The 17,391-nt window shown below is 67.2% G+C and carries 18 protein-coding genes; 9 read left to right on the forward strand and 9 right to left on the reverse strand.

Annotation, left to right across the window (positions count from 1 at the left end):
* Positions 1-44: 44 nt before the first annotated feature.
* Positions 45-335, reverse strand: a complete 291-nt coding sequence (locus NWF22_RS14255; protein WP_160904166.1) for an Rdx family protein — start codon at positions 333-335, stop codon at positions 45-47.
* Positions 332-1,342: a hypothetical protein gene (locus NWF22_RS14260; protein ID WP_160904167.1), complete on the reverse strand. Its 1,011-nt coding sequence runs from the start codon at positions 1,340-1,342 to the stop codon at positions 332-334. The genes NWF22_RS14255 and NWF22_RS14260 overlap by 4 nt, the downstream gene beginning before the upstream one ends.
* Before the next feature lie 188 nt (positions 1,343-1,530).
* Between NWF22_RS14260 and NWF22_RS14265 the strand changes: the two genes are divergently transcribed.
* Positions 1,531-2,421: a phosphoribosylaminoimidazolesuccinocarboxamide synthase gene (locus NWF22_RS14265; RefSeq protein WP_160904168.1), complete on the forward strand. Its 891-nt coding sequence runs from the start codon at positions 1,531-1,533 to the stop codon at positions 2,419-2,421.
* A 3-nt stretch (positions 2,422-2,424) separates the two neighbouring features.
* Positions 2,425-4,581: a S9 family peptidase gene (locus tag NWF22_RS14270; RefSeq protein ID WP_160904169.1), complete on the forward strand. Its 2,157-nt coding sequence runs from the start codon at positions 2,425-2,427 to the stop codon at positions 4,579-4,581.
* A 269-nt stretch (positions 4,582-4,850) separates the two neighbouring features.
* On the opposite strand, the gene NWF22_RS14275 is transcribed toward NWF22_RS14270, so the two are convergent.
* The gene (locus NWF22_RS14275) at positions 4,851-6,407 is read right to left on the reverse strand and encodes a DHA2 family efflux MFS transporter permease subunit (protein WP_160904170.1); all 1,557 of its coding nucleotides are present in this window, start codon (positions 6,405-6,407) and stop codon (positions 4,851-4,853) included.
* Positions 6,404-6,973, reverse strand: a complete 570-nt coding sequence (locus tag NWF22_RS14280) for a MarR family winged helix-turn-helix transcriptional regulator (protein ID WP_258321148.1) — start codon at positions 6,971-6,973, stop codon at positions 6,404-6,406. Before NWF22_RS14280 ends, NWF22_RS14275 begins: the two co-directional genes overlap by 4 nt.
* A 134-nt stretch (positions 6,974-7,107) precedes the next feature.
* Here NWF22_RS14280 and NWF22_RS14285 point away from each other — a divergent pair, with 134 nt between their 5' ends.
* From NWF22_RS14285 to NWF22_RS14305, 5 genes are all read left to right on the forward strand, one after another.
* Complete coding sequence (locus tag NWF22_RS14285) at positions 7,108-7,590, forward strand: glutathione peroxidase (protein ID WP_160904171.1); 483 nt, start codon at positions 7,108-7,110, stop codon at positions 7,588-7,590.
* Between the two features lie 112 nt (positions 7,591-7,702).
* Positions 7,703-7,942, forward strand: a complete 240-nt coding sequence (gene purS / locus NWF22_RS14290; protein ID WP_160904172.1) for a phosphoribosylformylglycinamidine synthase subunit PurS — start codon at positions 7,703-7,705, stop codon at positions 7,940-7,942.
* 6 nt (positions 7,943-7,948) lie between these two features.
* Entirely contained in the window at positions 7,949-8,629 is a 681-nt protein-coding gene (gene purQ, locus NWF22_RS14295) for a phosphoribosylformylglycinamidine synthase subunit PurQ (RefSeq protein WP_160904173.1), read from the forward strand.
* A 4-nt stretch (positions 8,630-8,633) separates the two neighbouring features.
* On the forward strand, positions 8,634-9,308 hold the full coding sequence (locus NWF22_RS14300; RefSeq protein ID WP_160904174.1) for a hypothetical protein: 675 nt from the start codon (positions 8,634-8,636) through the stop codon (positions 9,306-9,308).
* A gap of 34 nt (positions 9,309-9,342) precedes the next feature.
* A complete protein-coding gene (locus NWF22_RS14305) occupies positions 9,343-10,602 on the forward strand; it encodes a M18 family aminopeptidase (protein ID WP_160904175.1) in 1,260 nt (419 codons plus the stop codon).
* A 10-nt stretch (positions 10,603-10,612) separates the two neighbouring features.
* Here the strand turns inward: NWF22_RS14305 and NWF22_RS14310 are convergent, their stop codons facing one another.
* The 3 genes from NWF22_RS14310 to NWF22_RS14320 form a co-directional block, all read right to left on the reverse strand.
* On the reverse strand, positions 10,613-11,458 hold the full coding sequence (locus NWF22_RS14310) for a lytic transglycosylase domain-containing protein (protein ID WP_373691903.1): 846 nt from the start codon (positions 11,456-11,458) through the stop codon (positions 10,613-10,615).
* A gap of 228 nt (positions 11,459-11,686) precedes the next feature.
* Positions 11,687-13,006 (reverse strand): PQQ-binding-like beta-propeller repeat protein, encoded by a 1,320-nt coding sequence (locus tag NWF22_RS14315; RefSeq protein ID WP_309249710.1) that lies wholly within the window; start codon positions 13,004-13,006, stop codon positions 11,687-11,689.
* A gap of 7 nt (positions 13,007-13,013) precedes the next feature.
* Entirely contained in the window at positions 13,014-13,985 is a 972-nt protein-coding gene (locus NWF22_RS14320) for an AraC family transcriptional regulator (RefSeq protein ID WP_160904177.1), read from the reverse strand.
* A 90-nt stretch (positions 13,986-14,075) separates the two neighbouring features.
* Between NWF22_RS14320 and NWF22_RS14325 the strand changes: the two genes are divergently transcribed.
* Positions 14,076-14,936, forward strand: coding sequence for an NAD-dependent epimerase/dehydratase family protein (locus NWF22_RS14325; protein ID WP_160904178.1), 861 nt, complete (start codon positions 14,076-14,078; stop codon positions 14,934-14,936).
* Complete coding sequence (locus tag NWF22_RS14330; protein WP_160904179.1) at positions 14,933-15,415, forward strand: anthrone oxygenase family protein; 483 nt, start codon at positions 14,933-14,935, stop codon at positions 15,413-15,415. Before NWF22_RS14325 ends, NWF22_RS14330 begins: the two co-directional genes overlap by 4 nt.
* On the opposite strand, the gene NWF22_RS14335 is transcribed toward NWF22_RS14330, so the two are convergent.
* Positions 15,409-16,749: a VOC family protein gene (locus NWF22_RS14335; RefSeq protein WP_160904180.1), complete on the reverse strand. Its 1,341-nt coding sequence runs from the start codon at positions 16,747-16,749 to the stop codon at positions 15,409-15,411. The two genes, NWF22_RS14330 and NWF22_RS14335, sit on opposite strands and share 7 nt — an antisense overlap.
* Entirely contained in the window at positions 16,746-17,297 is a 552-nt protein-coding gene (locus tag NWF22_RS14340) for an RNA polymerase sigma factor (RefSeq protein WP_160904181.1), read from the reverse strand. The genes NWF22_RS14335 and NWF22_RS14340 overlap by 4 nt, the downstream gene beginning before the upstream one ends.
* Between the last annotated feature and the right edge of the window lie 94 nt (positions 17,298-17,391).

Consider the following 17,391-nt stretch of genomic DNA (forward strand, 5'->3'; position numbering starts at 1 on the left):
CGCCAATCTGCTCCCGGAGGAGGTCCGGAGCATGCGGAGGGCCGTCACGAAGGGTCCGCCCCCCGATCCGCGTGCCCAAGGTTCCAATCCGGCAGCGCGACGTCGCGCACCAGCTTCTTGAGCGTCACGACGTCGGGGAAGCCGCCGTCGCGTTTGCGCTCCCACACCTGTTCACCGTCGACGTCGATGTGGAACACGCCTCCGGTGCCGGGCACCAGGGTCACCGATCCCAGGTCGGTGCCGAAGGTGTTCAGCAGTTCGCCGGCCATCCACGATGCTCGCAGCAGCCAGTTGCACTGCGTGCAGTAGGTGATGGTGATCTGCGGGCCGGTCACGCGGGCTCGCCCGCCACGACAGATGTCCCGTTCGCATGCCGGCCCGCGCCCAACCGGGCGCGCAGTCGCCGAGGTCGATGATTCATGCCGACCATGATCGCCAACGTCGCCAATGCGCACAACGCGCCGACGAGCAACGCCAGGGCGGTGCGTTCGGAGTTGTCGACGGTCACGGCGGGAGTGGATGTCTGGCCCTGCGGCGTCAGGTTGGTGCTCGCGGAGTCGAGGCTGTTGTTGATCGTGCCGAGCACACCGTTGAGCTGTCCGACACCGTCAGAGACCTTCTCGGCGGCCGCGACCGTGTCCTCGCGTGCCGACGACAACGTCGTGAGCCCGGCATCGAGCTGCCGAGCGGCGCTCTGCGCCTGCCCGATGCCCTGATCGAGTTGTGCCGTCGACTCGCCGACCGCCGACGTGATCGCGTCGAGCTGCGTCTGCAGCGAGTCCAACTGGGCTGTTTGTGCGGAGATCTCCCGGCTCGCCGACTGCAGTGCCGTCAACTGCGCGAGCACATCATCGCCGCCCGGGACCTGGTTCTCCTGCACGAAGCCGACCAGTGGGGTCACCAGTTCGTCCATCTGCTCGGCGGACCGGGACAGCGATCGTACGTCGTCGATGCCGGCCGACACCGCGGTGGTCAATTGCTCCACGTCGTCGGCAGCCGACGAGGTGCTCGGCGCGGACTCCAGCCCGGAGACGATCTCGGTCGATGCCTGACGGGCGGTGTCGACGGCGTCGAAGACCTGCGCGGCGCTCTCGGTCACCGACGTGATGCTGCCGGTGGCGCTGCCGAGGCCGGCGGACATGAGACCGAACATCATCTTCGCCGAATCCACCGATTGCTTCGCCGAGTCGACCTGCTGCGGCGATGGGTCGGCAGCGGGCTCGATGTGATCGGCCGGCGCGACGAGAAAAGTGGCACTACCGGCCAGGACCCCGACCGCGGTGACGATGACGACCAGCGGCGTGCTGCCGAACAGCCGCCGCACTGTGGCCGCACTGGGCACACCTCTGGGTCGCGAAAGAAGCCGTCGTCGTTGTCCCACGTCACATCCCTGATCTGGTGTCGGATCTCGATCGACGCGGACGCTACCAACGGAAACTGAGAGTTCACGGAGTCTCCCGCTGGTGGCACAGCAGCCCTTGTGCGCTGCCGGGGGTCGCAGCGTGTCGGGGATGTCCTAGGGTCGAACCCATGCGTCCTGAACTGCAGTCGTACCCGCACCTCGCATCGGGCAAGGTGCGCGAGATCTACGAGATCGACGCCGACACCCTCCTGCTGGTCGCATCCGACCGCATCTCGGCCTACGACCACATCCTCAGCCCCGCCATCCCGGACAAGGGCCGCATCCTCACCGCGATGAGCTTCTACTGGTTCGAGGTGCTCGGGGTTCCCAACCACCTCGCCGGCGGGCCCACCGACGAGCGGATACCCGCCGCGGCGCTGGGACGGTCGATGGTGGTCCGCCGACTTCCGATGGTCGAGGTGGAGTGCGTCGCGCGCGGCTACCTCACGGGATCGGGGCTGCTCGACTATCGCGCCAGTGGTGCGGTCTGCGGTGTCGAGCTCCCGGACGGTCTCGATGAGGCGAGCCGGCTGCCCGAACCCATCTTCACGCCGGCCACCAAGGCGGCACAGGGCGATCACGACGAGAACATCAGTTTCGAGCGGGTCGTCGAACAGGAAGGGGCCGAACTGGCGCAACGCCTGCGGACCGCCACCCTCGACATCTACCGTCGGGGTGCAGAGCTCGCGGCCGACCGCGGGATCATTCTGGCCGACACCAAATTCGAGTTCGGACTCGGTCCCGATGGCGAGCTCGTACTGGCCGACGAGGTGCTCACGCCGGATTCATCGCGCTATTGGGAGGCGGCCGGCTATCAGCCCGGGCGGGTGCAACCGAGTTTCGACAAACAGATCGTGCGCAACTGGCTCACCGGACCCGACTCCGGCTGGGACAGAGCTGCCGACCAGCCACCTCCGCCATTGCCTGAGGACGTGGTGGCGCGCACCCGCGAACGCTATATCGAGGCCTACGAATGGATCTCGCAGAGATCCTTCGCCGACTGGCCGGACCACGAGTAGGAGATGGATGTGACCACCGACGTGACCGCGCCGGTTGCCAAGAAGGTTCCCAGCGAACGCACCCACCATGGCGACACCTTCGTCGATCATTACGAGTGGCTGCGCGACAAGAACGACCCCGAGGTCATCGCCTACCTCGAGGGGCAGAACGCCTTCACCGAGACGCACACCGCGCAGTTGGATGGCCTGCGCAAGGACATCTTCGGCGAGATCAAGAGCCGCACGCAGGAGACCGACATGTCGGTCCCGAGTCGCCGCGGTCGCTACTGGTACTACGCCCGCACCGAGGAGGGCAAACAGTACGCGATCCGATGCCGTTGCCCGATCGCCGATGACGACGACTGGACGCCACCGGAGGTGACCGCCGACGAGCCGCTGACCGGTGAGGAGATCCTGCTCGACGCCAACGTCGAAGCCGAGGGGCACGACTTCTTCAGCCTCGGTGGGCTGACGGTCAGCGACGACGGCAACTGGCTCGCCTACAGCACGGATGTCATCGGCGACGAGCGATATACGCTGCGGTTCAAGGATCTTCGCAACGGCGAACTGCTCGATGACGTCATCGCCAATACCGCGGGCGGCGCCGTGTGGTCGGCCGACGCCAAGCATGTGTTCTATCAGACCGTCGACGACGCCTGGCGGCCCGACACGGTGTGGCGCCACGACATCGGCGCCGGCCGTGACGATGTCCGGGTGTTCCACGAGCCGGACGAGCGGTTCTGGGTCGGCATGGGATCCACCCGCAGCGACAAATACCTGATGATCGGGGTGGGCTCCAAGATCACCACCGAGGTGTATGTGCTCGCTGCCGACGACCCGACCGGCGAGTTCCGGAGCGTCGCACCGCGAGTGGACGGCGTCGAGTACAGCGTCGAACACGCCGTGATCGGTGGGACCGACCAGTTCGTCATCGTGCACAACGACGTGCGCGACGGCGTCAAGGCCGAGAACTTCGCCATCGACATCGCGCCGGTCGACGACCCGACGAATCGGCGAGAGCTGATCGCGCACGATCCGGAACGTCGGATCGAGGATCTGGATGCCTTCCGGGATTACCTCGTGCTGTCGTATCGGCGTGCGGCGCTGCCGAAGCTGGCCATCGCCGACCTCCGCGGCGTCGACGGTGTGCCGGCTCCCGCTGATTTCCACGAGGTCGAGTTCCGTGAGGAGCTGTGCTCCGCCGGGCTGGCCGCCAATCCGGAATGGGCGACACCGAAACTGCGCATCGGATACGGCAGTTTCGTCGATCCCACCGAGGTGCTCGACCTCGACGTGGCCACCGGTGACCTGACCCTGCTCAAGCGGCAACCCGTACTCGGCGGCTACGACGCCACCGACTATGTGCAGACCCGGGAGTGGGCGACCGCGGTCGACGGGACGAGGATTCCGTTGTCGATCGTGCGCCGCAAGGGCGTCGACGAGACTCGGCCCGCCCCGCTGCTGCTGTACGGATACGGCTCCTACGAGACGAGTATCGACCCGTCGTTCTCGGTGTCGCGGCTGTCGTTGCTCGATCGTGGGGTGGTCTTCGTCCTCGCCCACATCCGCGGCGGCGGTGAGATGGGCCGTTACTGGTACGACAACGGCAAGACGCTGACCAAGAAGAACACCTTCACCGACTTCGTCGACGCGGCACGCCATCTCGTCGACGCACAGTGGACGACGCCGCAACAGATGGTGGCCGAGGGCGGCTCGGCCGGTGGCCTGCTGATGGGCGCGGTCGCCAACCTCGCGCCCGAACTGTTCAACGGCGTTCTCGCGTCGGTGCCCTTCGTCGACGCACTCACCTCGATCCTGGACCCGTCGCTGCCGCTGACGGTCATCGAATGGGACGAGTGGGGCAATCCGCTGCACGACCCGGATGTGTACGCCTACATGCGTTCCTACTCGCCGTACGAGAACGTCGAGGCCAAGCCCTACCCGCCGATCCTCGCGCTCACCTCGCTCAACGACACCCGGGTGTTGTTCACCGAGGCCGCGAAATGGGTTGCACGACTGCAAGAGTTGAGCACGTCGGACAACCCGATCCTGCTGAAGACCGAGATGTCGGCCGGCCACGGCGGCGTCAGCGGACGCTACAAGCAGTGGGAGGAAGTGGCTTTCGAGCTGGCCTGGATTCTGCAGCAGACGGGTGCGGTGAGCCCCCCGCCGCCTGAGTAGTCGCGAGCCGGGCGAGCGGCGTATCGAGACCCCTTTCCGCGCCGACAGAACCCGGTTTCGTCTCGACGGCATCTCCTTTCGCGCCGACAGAACCCGGTTTCACGCCGACAGAACCCAAAAAATCACCGAGAGAACCCACCGTCTCTGATGACGGTCCCCGCTTGGCGGCGCGGGTGGGTTCTCTCGGTGATTTTTTGGGTTCTGTCGGCCGCCGTGCTGGTGGCGCTGGGGACGTGAGTTTGCGCTGGGAGACGAGCGCGGGGCGCGGCTCAGTGCATGATGATCGGGGAGGGCTTGTCCATGTCCTCTTCGATCAGCGGCGACGCGATCTTCTTACGCGGCAGGAACAACGCCGGGATGAAGGTCAGCGCGATAAGTACGACCGACACCAGGAAGGTGGACCCGAACACATCGGCTGCGGACTCGAAGAACGACGTCGGCACCGGCGCACCCTGCAACTCCGGCGGCAGACTCTGCGGTGCCGTGTTCGAGGTGATCGCGAGGCCGGCCTGCATGCTGCCGGCCAAGCCGCTGGCCAGGACCACCGAGATGACCGCAGAACCGATCGACGACGAACTCTGCTGCACAACGTTCATCAGCGTCGAGCCGTCGGGAACCTGCGCGTTGTTCAGCGTCGCCAACGCGGCCGACATGATCGGCATCATCGTCATGCCCATACCCAGACCCTGGACGAACAGGGCGCCGCACAGCAGCAGATACGACGTTTCCGCGCCGACGAAGACGAACACACTCATGCCCGCCAGCAGCAACAGGATGCCGGCCAGTACGAACTTGCCCGGGCCGATCTTGTCGGTCATCCGGCCCGCGATCGGCATGGTGAGCATCGCGCCGAGGCCCTGCGGCGCCAACAGCAGTCCGGCAGTCAGCGTCGACTCACCGCGGACGCCGATGAAGTACTGCGGGAACAGCAGTGCCGCACCGAAGAAGGCGATCATGAACAACGTCATCGTGACGACCGCGACGGACAGCGTGCGGTTGCGGAACAGGCGTAGGTCCAGCAGTGGTTTGTCGGTGTGCAGGGCGTGCCAGACGAAGCCGACGATGAGGATCGCGCCGACGATCGCCGGGATCAGCACACTGCCGGTCATGAAGGTCCGGTGCTCGGCGCTCGACGAGATGCCGAACAAGAACAGGGCGAGACCCGGTGAGAGGAGCAACAATCCGAGGACGTCAATCTTCGGCCGGGACGTCTCTTCGTCGTCACGCAGCACGAACCACGAATAGATCAGCGCCACGATGCCGATTGGCACGTTGATCAGGAACACCCAGTGCCAGCTCGCCTTCTCGATGAGCAGACCGCCGAGGATCGGGCCGCCGATGGGGCCGAGCAGCATCGGAATACCCAGCACCGCCATCACCGAGCCGACCCGCTCGGGACCGGCGGCCTTGGTGAGGATCATCATGCCGATGGGCATCAGCATGCCGCCGCCGAGGCCCTGGATGACGCGGAATGCCACGAGCGAGCCGATGTTCCAGGCCAGCGCGCACAGCACCGAGCCGAGGATGAACAGGACCAGCGAGGTGAGATAGACCTTCTTGGTGCCAAATCGGGAAGCCGCCCAACTCGACAGCGGGATGACCGCGGCAAGCGCCAACGTGTAGCCGGTGGCGGTCCAGGCGGCGCCCGCGGCGTCGGTGTTGAATTCCTGTTGGAAGGTGTTCTGTGCGACCGCCACCACGGTGACGTCGAGGATCGACATGATCGCGCCGAGCACGACCACACCGGCAACCATCAGGACATGCCGGTCCAGCTTGGTGTCCGGCGGGCCCGCATGCGCGTGCGCCGGGGTCGAAGAGGAGGTCATGAGATGACTTTCTGTGAGTTGTCCTGGGGCGGGCGAGCAGCCGAATCGGGGGCTCGGTCGCCGTGGGGTCCGACGAAGTAGTCCACCTCGTTGTCGACGATGGCCGACAGGGCGGCACCGAGATCGACCTGCAGAGGTTCCGGGAGCCCGGCCACAAAGGTGCGCAGGAGCTCTCGGTGGATGTCCACGTGGGAGGTGATCACGTCATTGCCCTCAGCGGTGAGGGAAACCCGCTTGACGCGGCGATCGGCCGCATCTTCGCGGCGGTCGACGAGGCCCGCACCGACAAGCTTGTCGACGGTGCGGCCGGCCGCCGCGAGAGAGAGGTTGATGTGGTCGGCGATCTCGTTCAACGACATCGATTCGGCGCCGTCGCCATGTGCGCCGAGTGTGAACAGCACCCGCATCTGCGAGAACGTCAGATCGGCCGCGGCCAGCGAATCCATTGTCTGGGCCTTGGCCACACATGACAGTCGATCGAGGAACTCGATCAACGCCTCGGCTGCGGCGTCGACCGGGCGCGTGTGCGGCGACGGGTCGTCGTCCGACGTGGTGTTCGGGAGCACCAGATAAAGCTAACGCCAGCGCAACTATTTACCAAACGCAATTAATCGTGACATCAGCCATAGACCGGCGCGGAGGGTGGCGGACGTCACGATTGCCGCGGCGGACGGCTACCCAGCGACTACCGTCGGGAGCCATGAGCAACGTCAAGGACATCCCCGTCAAGGCGCTCGACGGTAGCGCACTGAACCTCGCCGATTTCGGCGGTCCGCTGCTGGTGGTCAACGTCGCCAGCAAGTGTGGGCTGACACCGCAGTACACCGGGCTGGAAGAGATAGCCAAGACCTACGGTGACCGAGGACTGACCGTCGTCGGCATGCCGTGCAACCAATTCATGGGCCAGGAGCCCGGCAGCGCCGAGGAGATCGCCACGTTCTGCTCCACCACGTACGGCGTCACCTTCCCGCTGCTGGCGAAGGCCGACGTCAAGGGCGACGATCAGCACCCGCTGTACTCGGAACTGACCAAGGCCGCCGACGCCGACGGCGAGGCCGGCGAGGTCCAGTGGAACTTCGAGAAGTTCCTGGTGAATGCCGAGGGCGTCGTGGTCAACCGGTTCCGCCCCCGCACCGAGCCCACCGATCCGACCGTGGTGTCGGCCATCGAATCCGTTCTCTGACCACCACCAACCCCGTCGACTGGGCGACGGGAAACGGCGGCCACTCAACGGGGAGGGGCAACCGGTAAGCTGATCGCGGAACTGCGCACCTGTGAGAACGGAGCAACTGCCCATGGCGCGAGTGGTGGTCGATGTGATGCCGAAGGCCGAGATCCTTGATCCGCAGGGCCAGGCCATCGTGGGGGCCTTGGGGCGCTTGGGATTCTCCGGGATCGCCGACGTCCGGCAGGGTAAGCGCTTCGAGATCGAGGTCGACGAGGATGTCGACGATGTGACTCTCGAACGCATCGCCGAGGAACTGCTCACCAACACGGTGATCGAGAACTTCAATGTCTCCCGGGTCGCGGAGTAGGCCACGATGACTGCTCGAATCGGGGTCATCACCTTCCCGGGCACGCTCGACGACGTCGATGCGGTGCGTGCGGCGCGACTGGCCGGTGCCGAGCCGGTGGAGCTGTGGCACGGCGACGCCGACCTCAAATCCGTCGATGCGGTGATCGTGCCCGGCGGTTTCTCCTACGGCGACTACCTGCGCGCCGGCGCCATCGCCCGATTCGCGCCGGCCATGGGCGCGGTCGTCGACGCCGCGGCCAAGGGGATGCCGGTGCTCGGTATCTGCAACGGCTTCCAGGTGCTGTGCGAGGCGGGGCTGCTGCCCGGCGCGCTGACCCGCAACGAGGGCCTGCATTTCATCTGCCGCGACGAGTGGCTCACGGTGCAGTCGAACACCACCGCGTGGACGACGCGCTTCGAGCGCGGTGCCGACATCCTCATCCCGCTCAAATCCGGGGAGGGACGCTATGTCGCGCCGCAGGAGAAGCTCGAAGAACTCGAGGGGGAGGGCCGGATTGTCTTCACCTACGCCGGCGGCAACCCGAACGGGTCGGCGCTCGACATCGCCGGCATCTCCAGTGCCGACGGCCGTATCGTCGGCCTGATGCCGCACCCCGAACACGCGACCGAACCGCTGACCGGTCCCAGCGACGACGGCCTGGGCTTGTTCTACTCCGTCATAGATTCGGTTCTGGCCGCGGCCTGATCCGATGACGTCGATGATCATGGCGGCGATCGGCGTCGCCATGCTCGTGGTCCTGGCTCTCGCGCTGCGTCTGACACCGCGGGTGGGCGCCGTGGCGATCCTCTTCGCGGTGGTCTGCCTGGGACTCGCGTACGACAGCTTCGTGGTCGCGGCGGGCCGGCTGATCGGCTACGGCGACACCTTGTCGGCAATCAACATGCCGCGCTTCTGGATTCACGCGATCGTCGTCCCGTTGCTGATCATCGTCGCGGGCAACCTGGTCGGCCGCCTCGGCGTGGACCAGGCACGTAGCCGCAATGTCACCCTTGGCGGCTGGGCGCTGGTCGCCATGCTGATCGCCATCGGTGTCGTCGAGGATGTGGTGCGGCTGGATCTGCAACCCGAGGATGCCGGCGACGCACTACGGTATGTCAACGCCGGCGCCGACGGTCCGCCGTTGCCCGCCATCATCACGGTGCTCGCGCTGCTCGTCCTGGGCACGATGGCGTTTCGCTACGCCGGGTTCCCCTGGCTGTTCCTCGGGGCGCTGGTGATGCTGATCGCCGCGCCGATCGGCAGCGTCGTGCTCCTGGTCGGCAACCTCGGCGAACTCGTACTGATGCTGTCGGTGTTGGTGACCATGGCCGCGGTGGGTGGTCTCCGCGTACCGTCCACCCGGCCGGTGCCGCGACCACAATGACATCGGAGATGATCGGAGAGCTGTTGTGACGACCATGACGACCACCGCGACCGCCACCGGACTCGGCGAGTTCGTCGACGCCTCGCCGTCGCCGTTCCATGTGTGCGCGAGTGTCGCCGCCGAACTGGAGGCGGCCGGATACACCCGGCTGGCCGAGGATCAGGAATGGGTGTCGCTGCGCGGACGCAACTACGTGATCCGGGGCGGATCGATCATCGCCTGGGATGCGGGAGACGGCAACACCTTCCGCATCGTCGGCGGCCACACCGACAGCCCGAACCTGCGGGTCAAGCAGAAACCCGGACGCACGTCGGCGGGGATCGGCATGGTGGCGCTCGAGCCCTACGGCGGGGCCTGGCTCAACTCGTGGCTCGACCGCGACCTGGGTTTGTCGGGGCGGCTGGCGTTCCGGTCCGGCGACCGCGTCGACCACGTGCTGGTGCATGTCACCGAACCCGTGGTCCGCGTGCCGCAGTTGGCGATCCACCTGTCCGAGGACCGCAAGGGTGTGACGCTGGACCCCCAGCGTCATCTCGACGCCATCTGGTCGTTGAGTGCCGACGCGCCGGACGTACTCGAATGGACTGCCGGCTACGCCGGGATCGATCCCGCCGCGGTCCTCGGATGGGAACTGATGACCCACGACGTGGCGCCGAGCCGGCTGATCGGCGCCGATGAGGAGCTGCTGAGCGCACCGCGGCTGGATAATCAGGGCACCTGCTACGCGGGCCTGCGTGCACTGCTCGACGGTGCACCCGCGATCCCGACCCGGGTGCTGGCGCTGTTCGACCACGAGGAGGTCGGCAGCGGCTCCGAACGGGGTGCCGCGTCGGACTTCCTGGCCACCATCATCGAGCGAATCGTGTTGGCACGGGGAGGCTCCCGCGCCGACTATCTGCAGGCGATGGCCGGCAGCGTGTGCGTATCCGGCGACATGGCGCACGCCACCCATCCCAACTACCCCGAACGGCACGAGCCGGCACACCGGATCACGGTCAACGGCGGTCCCGTCCTGAAGGTCAATCAGAACCTGCGCTATGCCTCGGATGCGTTGGGGGAGGCGCTGTTCGCCGTGGCGTGCGACACCGCCGGTGTGCCGATGCAGCGGTACACCCACCGCGCCGACCTCCCCTGCGGTTCGACCATCGGTCCGATCACCGCCGCCCGAACAGGATTGACGACCATCGACGTCGGCGCACCGCAGCTGGCCATGCACAGTGCCCGCGAACTGATGGGTGCCGGCGACGTTCCGATGTATTCGGCTGCACTGCAGGCATTCCTGAGTGAGTCTTGATCGCTGGACGTCAGTAGGTACGAGCGTAGCCGAGCACGTCATCGACGTAGTCCATCGAATTGTTGTAGCGCAGGATCGCGCTCACCTGGGTGTGCGGATCGCGTAAGTCGCCATGATCGTCGCACAGGTAGGTGGCGGTCGTCAGGGCCGCGTCGAAGACGTTCTGCGGGTCCGCTTTCCCGTCGCCGTTGCCGTCCGCAGCGTAGATCTCCCAGGTCGACGGCAGGAATTGCATGGAGCCGACGGCGCGGTCGTAGCGGGAGTCGCCGTCGAGCGCGCCGCCGTCGGTGTCGGTGATCACCTCGTTGCCCGCGAGTGTGCCGTTGAGGGTCGGTCCGTAGATCGGCGCTCGCAGGTCTCCGGTGGCCGGGTTCACGTCGCCGTTGTTCGCATGGTGGGATTCGACCCGGCCGATCCCGGCGATCGTCGACCAGGCGATGCCGCAACCGGGATCGGTGTGGGACATCGCCTGCGCGGCATCACGATAGGCTGCGTAGTTGACTTCCGGCACCGCACCGCTGGTGACGCTGACCGGTGGGGTGGGCGGTGGCGGTGGCGCGGGGGCGACCGGCGGTGCAGGTGGTTGCGCCTTCGTCGGTGATGCTGCCGCGTCGGCGGGTGGCGGGTTGGGCGCCGGCGTTGCGATCGGGTCGACCGACGACGCCAGCGGCGCCGCGGACTGGCCGGCGCCGGCCGTGGTGGTGGCCGCCGCGGCCAGGACGCCGAGCGGTACGACGGTGGCTGCGAGCCACGGCGTTCGGTGGCTGCGAGATCGGTGTGACCTACGCGAGCGCGCTGGCGTCGAACCTGCGCTTCCGGCGAGCGGTGACGAACGCGGAGCAGAGTGCTTTCCCAAACGGATCAACCTCGCGGACAACGACATCGGACATTGTGGACCGGCCTCGGACTCTCGGTGGATCATGGCCGCGAACGACCGTACCCGACTTCCGGGCCGTGATGTCGCGGCGTGGTCAGCGAGTCTGAGAGCGTCCTGATCGCTTGCTGATCGTCGACGACGTCGGGCTGGTCATGAGGGTGGCCGGAGTGATCGTGATGTGTGACACACCGTTCCGGGGGAGAGGGATCAGTTCGGCCGCAGCACCGACAGGGTGGAACCCTGGTGCAGCACGAGGTATCCGTCGACGGCCTCGGTGGTGCCGATGACCGAACGGGTCCAGGCGACTTCACCGGACTCGGCGTCGACCGCGGTCACCTGATCGGCATTGGCGAACACGAGAATCGCTCCTGCAGAGCCGATGCAGTCGAGATTGTCGATGTTCTCGCCGGGCGTTTCGAAACTGGGCGATGCCATGGCGCCGACCCGGCCGCCATCGGCGAGGCGGTAGAAGATGCGTGAGCGATCCTTGAGTGCGAAGGCCACTTCGGTCCCGCAGGGTTTGGTGTTGGCCTTCGACAACTCGGGATCAGTGATCTGCCACAGTGCATCAGCTTGTGCGGGATCGCGGATCTCGTAGCGTCCCTGCGGCATCTGAACTTGGCTGTCGCCGGTGCCGGTGAGCACCGGCAGGACCGACGGCCCGCCGACGACGCGCAGCCCGTCGGACACCGAGGTGGCCGGGGTGCGCAGGACGTCACCGTCGACGGCGTAGGTCTCCACGCGTTGCTCCGCGGTCGTGTTGTACTGCACGGTGATTCCGGTCGGATAGGTCGTGATGGTGCACTGCGTGCAGGACAGCCGGTCGGCGCCGGTCGCCGGGTCGAGGATGAACCTCCCGCCGTCGGCGGTGGACACCAGCAATGTGCCGTCCGGTCGCACATCGGCCGTGGCCGCCGCGGCGAAGGTGCGCGACCAGATCTCCCGCCCGGCAGGTGTGCGCAGGGTGACGTGATAGCCGGCCTGGTCGATACGCAGATAGTTCGTGCCCACCCCGACCACCTGCTGGGTGTCGTCGAGCGGCGCGGGTGCGCCGGCGTTGCCTTGCTCGTCGATGACGTAGAAGCCGTTGGGGAGGTCGCCGAGTTTGATCGCGCACCCCAGCTGCCCGAATCGGTCGAAGGCGCAGTCGCCGAGTCCGGCGAGGATCGGGCGGTCCCAGGCGGGGGTGCCCGAGGCCCTGTGCACCAGGAGGAAGGCGCGTCCGATCCCGGACGGGTAGCTGAGCAGCCACTGGTCCTGCCAGGTGTCGGCGACCTCGATGCGCCTGCCCGCGCCGTAGCCCGGGAGGGTGTCGTCGGAGTGTGTCCAGGCCACGTCGGGTTCGCGCTCGTAGCCACGAAGCCGTCCGGCAGAGTACTCCTCGTGTGTGTCGTCCGGGGTGCCGATCGCCAGTACCGCGCCGACCACCGCGACCATCGCGACGACGAGGATCAGGGTGACCGTGCCCATGCCGAAGGGTAGGCGCCGTGCGAGACCGGACATCGTGGAGCGGGCGGGCATGGCCATCAGTGAATCATGTGGCACGCGCCGACGGTTCGCTGCCGTCGCGCGGCCGTGCAGCGCGGAACGCCGCCGGGCTCATCCCGCGGTGACGTTTGAACGCGGCGCTGAAGGCGAATGGGGTGCCGTAGCCCACCCGACGGGCGACGGCACTCAGCGACAGCGCGCGGTCGGCCAGCAGGTCCGCGGCGACCGACATGCGCCAGGCGGTCAGATACGCCATCGGGGGCTCACCGACGAGGTCGGTGAACCGGCGAGCCAACACCGCACGCGACACGCCCGTGGCCGCGGCCAGGGAACCCACCGTCCACGGCTGTTCGATGTCGTTGTGTAGCAACCGAAGAGCATGTCCCACCACGGGATCGGAGTGCGCGCGATACCACTGTGTCGCGTGCATTCGGCCGGACTCCATCGATTGGCGCAGGCCGGTGATGAGCAGCAGGTCGAGCAGCCGATTCAGTACGGCCTCCTGGGCGGGTGAATCACGCACGATCTCGTCCTCCATCAAGCCCACCAGGGGATGCTCCGGCATCGGTACGACGGTGCACCGGTCGAGCGCGTCCAGCAGGCCTTGACTGACCTCGCCGGTCGCGTACGTGCCGATCAACATGATGGCGTCGGCGGCCTCGTCGTCGTTGCAGTTGCCCCACGACCGCACCCCGAAGCACATGTCCTCGGCCACGCTGTGGGTACCGGTCGGGTCGAAACAGTCGCCGTGGGCGTCGATCCGGGCCACCCAGTCCGTGCCCGGTTGTTCGCCGAACGTGTACGGGTGCGTGCCACGCGCGAGAGCGACGTCGCCAGGAGCCACGGTGTGCGTGGTTCCGTCGTCGTAGGTGAGGACGGCGCTACCCCGGGCCACGGTGACCACCGTGAGTGGTGCGGTGTCCTCGATCCGGATCGACCACGGCGATCGCATCACCATCCGCAGCATCATCGGACTCTGTGCACGTGGTCCGTTGAGCAGGCTTCCCAGCGCATCCATGGTTCGAATGCTACGCCATCGAGACGAACGCGTATGGAATTGAGCGAAACGGCCATGGATCGTCTCACTCGGACAGGGTGAACTGAGGGCATGACAATTCAGCACACACCTTCAGAAACAACCAAGCCCGTCCTGGTGATCGGCGCGACCGGCAAGGTCGGTCGGCGAGTCGCGGACCTGCTCGACGCCCGTGGTGTCGATGTTCGGCGCGCCAGCCGATCGAGCGCGACCCGGTTCGACTGGACCGACCGCACCACCTGGGCCCCGGCACTCGACGGAGCGGGGCCGGTCTACATCTCGTATCAGCCCGACCTGATCGTCCCCGGCGCCGTCGACGACGTCGCCGAACTCGTCCGACTCGCAGAGTCGGCGGGCGTCACGCGACTGGTGTTGCTCGCCGGTCGGGGCGAACCCGAGGCCGACGCGGCCGGGCGCGTCGTGCACGCGAGCGCCATCGATGCCACGGTCCTCTCGTGTGCCTGGTTCGACCAGAACTTCTCCGAGGGAGGGTTCGCACCCGAGATCGCCATGGGCTCACTCACCCTGCCGGTGGGTGCGGTCGGCGAACCGTTCATCGACGCCGAGGACATCGCCGCGGTCGCGGTCGTCGCGCTGCTCGACCGGACCGCGGATGTGAACCCGCACGCCGGCCGGACCTACGACCTCACCGGGCCCCGCCTGCTGACCTTCGCCGAAGCGGCGGCAGAGATCGGCCGAGCGCGCGGAGTCGACCTCGCCGCCGCCGAGGTCACCCTCGAGGAGTATCGACAGATGTTGTCGCAGTACGGTCTTGCATCGTCTGATATCGATCTCCTGGTGGCCCTGTTCGGTACCTTGTTCGACGGCCGCAACAGTCGCATCTCCGGCGATGTCGAGCGTGTGCTGGGTCGTCCGGCCCGTGACTTCGCAGATTTCGTGAACACCGATATGGCGCAAAAGGTCTCGCAATGAGCGCGTTGCGCGATGTGCTCCTGGTTCTCACCGTCGTGACCTCGGGTCTGAGCGCAGGCCTGCTGGCGACGTTCGCCTACGCGGTTATGCCGGGAATGAGGCGAGCGTCACCGCTGTCCTCCGTCGCTGTGATGCAACGGATCAATGTGGCGATCATCAATCCGCTGTTCGCGGTCATCTTCTTTGGTCCGTTGCTATTCGGGGGCCTCGGAATCGTGTTCTGGTGGGATGAGCCGCTGCGCTGGTGGTTGGTGGCGGGAGTCGGTCTGACCGTTGCTGCAGTCGCGATCACCATGGTCGTGAACGTGCCGTTGAACAATCGCCTCGCCGCAGCAGGAACCGTCGCGGACGGCGACGCACCCGTGGTCTGGACGCAGTTCGCCCGACCGTGGGTGCGCTGGAACATCATCCGTGCCGTGGTGGCGACAGCGGGATTCGTCGTCATCGTGGTCGGTTTGGTGCAGATCTCCGGTCAGTAGAGCTGACCCAGATAGAACTCGGCGCCCTGATCGTCGGCGCAGAAGGCCATCACACCGTAGGGCTGCGCGTCGGGTTCGGTGATCACCCGGCCCCCACCCGCGCGGACGCGCGCTATCGCCGTGTCGATGTCGGCGACATTCCACATCGGCACCGCGATCGACGTGGCCGAGCCGCCGGCGATCCCGATCTGAGGATGCACGTCGTCGACCTCCCAGCCGTCGTCGACACGCCCGGCGTGGAACTCCCACCCGAGCACAGCGCCGTAGAAGGCGCGGAACCGGGCGCTCGACGGCGTCTGCACGGTCAGATACGACATCTCGCCGTGACCGCGGGGATGCTGATCCGTCCGCGTCGCCCCGGGGGCGGGGACGTGCACCGAGAACGCCACGCCCTGATCGTCGACGGCGTCGAGCACTCGCGCCCCGTCGCCCACTTCATCGACGTGGTCGGCCGCGCTACCGCCCGCGGCCCGGATCGCGGCGCGCGCGGTCTCGAAATCGTCGACCGCGTACACGCAGAAGAGCGTGTTCGAACCGTATCCACCGGCATCCGAGATGCCCAGGCGGTGGCCGAGATTGGTGACCTGTCGGGACGGCGGATCGTATTCCCAACCCAGCACCGCGCCGTAGAACACGGCCGCGCGCGCAGCATCGGGCGTCTGCAGCGACATGTAGACGATGTCACCGCGTCGGATGCGGTTCGCGTCGGCAGCCGAGCCCACCGCCGACGGCCCGGTGATCATCCAGCGATGCCCGAACGGATCGACGATCGTCCCGGTGCGGTGTCCGTAGCCCTCGTACGGTTCGCGCGTCACCGCTGCCCCACCACGTTCGGCGGCCGCGACGGCAGCGTCGGCGTCGTCGACGGCCAGCATCAGACTGACCGACACCTGTCCGGCCTGCGGTCCGCGCAGGCCCAGGTCGGGGAACTCGTCGGCGAGATAGACGGCGCCCCCGCCGATCTCGAGTTCCGCGTGGCCGAGGCTGCCGTCGTCCATGATGATCGGCTCACCGCGCAGGCGTGCGCCGAGATGCGCGACGTACCAGTCGAGGGCGGCCCGTCCGTCTGCCACGGTAAGATAGGGGAGCGCACCCGGTCGCTCGACGGCGGGTTCCTCGGCCTGGATCGGTGCGTTCAATTCGGTGGCGGTACTCATGAGAACTCCTTCGGGAAGGGTCGCGCCGCGTTCGAGTCGGTCCCGGAGTCGTCGGGCGAACTCGGGGTCGGGTGCGACGGGGTCGGTCCAGCCCGGGGAGTCGGCGGCCCGCAGGGCGACGAACGGGTCCGGCGGCGGTGTGCTTGTGCCGCGGTCGGTGCTGTTGTACTCGCTCATGCGTGACCTCCTCTCCGCGAGCCGGTGGGTCCGGATCGGGTGTCGGTATCCGGATAGGCCGCGCGGAAGGCCCGCTTGGCCCGGGTGAGCAGCGCTTCGGTGGCCCCGACGGTGCGCTCGAGCAGTGCCGCGCAGTCGCCGACCGGCAGATCGTCGACGTAGCGCAGGGTCAGCACCGCGCGATGAGTCGGGGACAGGGTGGCGAGGGTGTGGTGGGCGACCATCCGGTCCAGATGCGCGTCCCACTCGTCGTCACCGCGCTCCGGCACCTCCTCCACCGGGTCCGGCGTGCGTTGCATCCGCCGCCAGTGGTCGGCCAGTTTGTGCCGGGCAACGCCGATCAGCCATGGAGTCGTCGGCCGCGCCGCACGGTCGCGACGCACGGTGTCCATGGCCGCGAGGAAGGTCTCCGAGGTGAGGTCCTCGGCCACCCGCTGATCGGCGCATCGCCGCAGCAGGTAGCCGTACACGGCCGGCAGTGCATCGTCGTACACCGCCAGCAATGCGGATGCCCCGCCGTCGGGCGAGCCCTGTTGTTCGCCGCTCACACCTTCATCGTCGTCCGCGGGCGGCCAAACCCGACGCCTGATCGCGGAAATTCTTCTGCTGATCGGGCGAGGGGCGACGCGGCGAACGCCGGTG

Source organism: Gordonia mangrovi, from assembly GCF_024734075.1.
GTDB lineage: Bacteria > Actinomycetota > Actinomycetes > Mycobacteriales > Mycobacteriaceae > Gordonia > Gordonia mangrovi.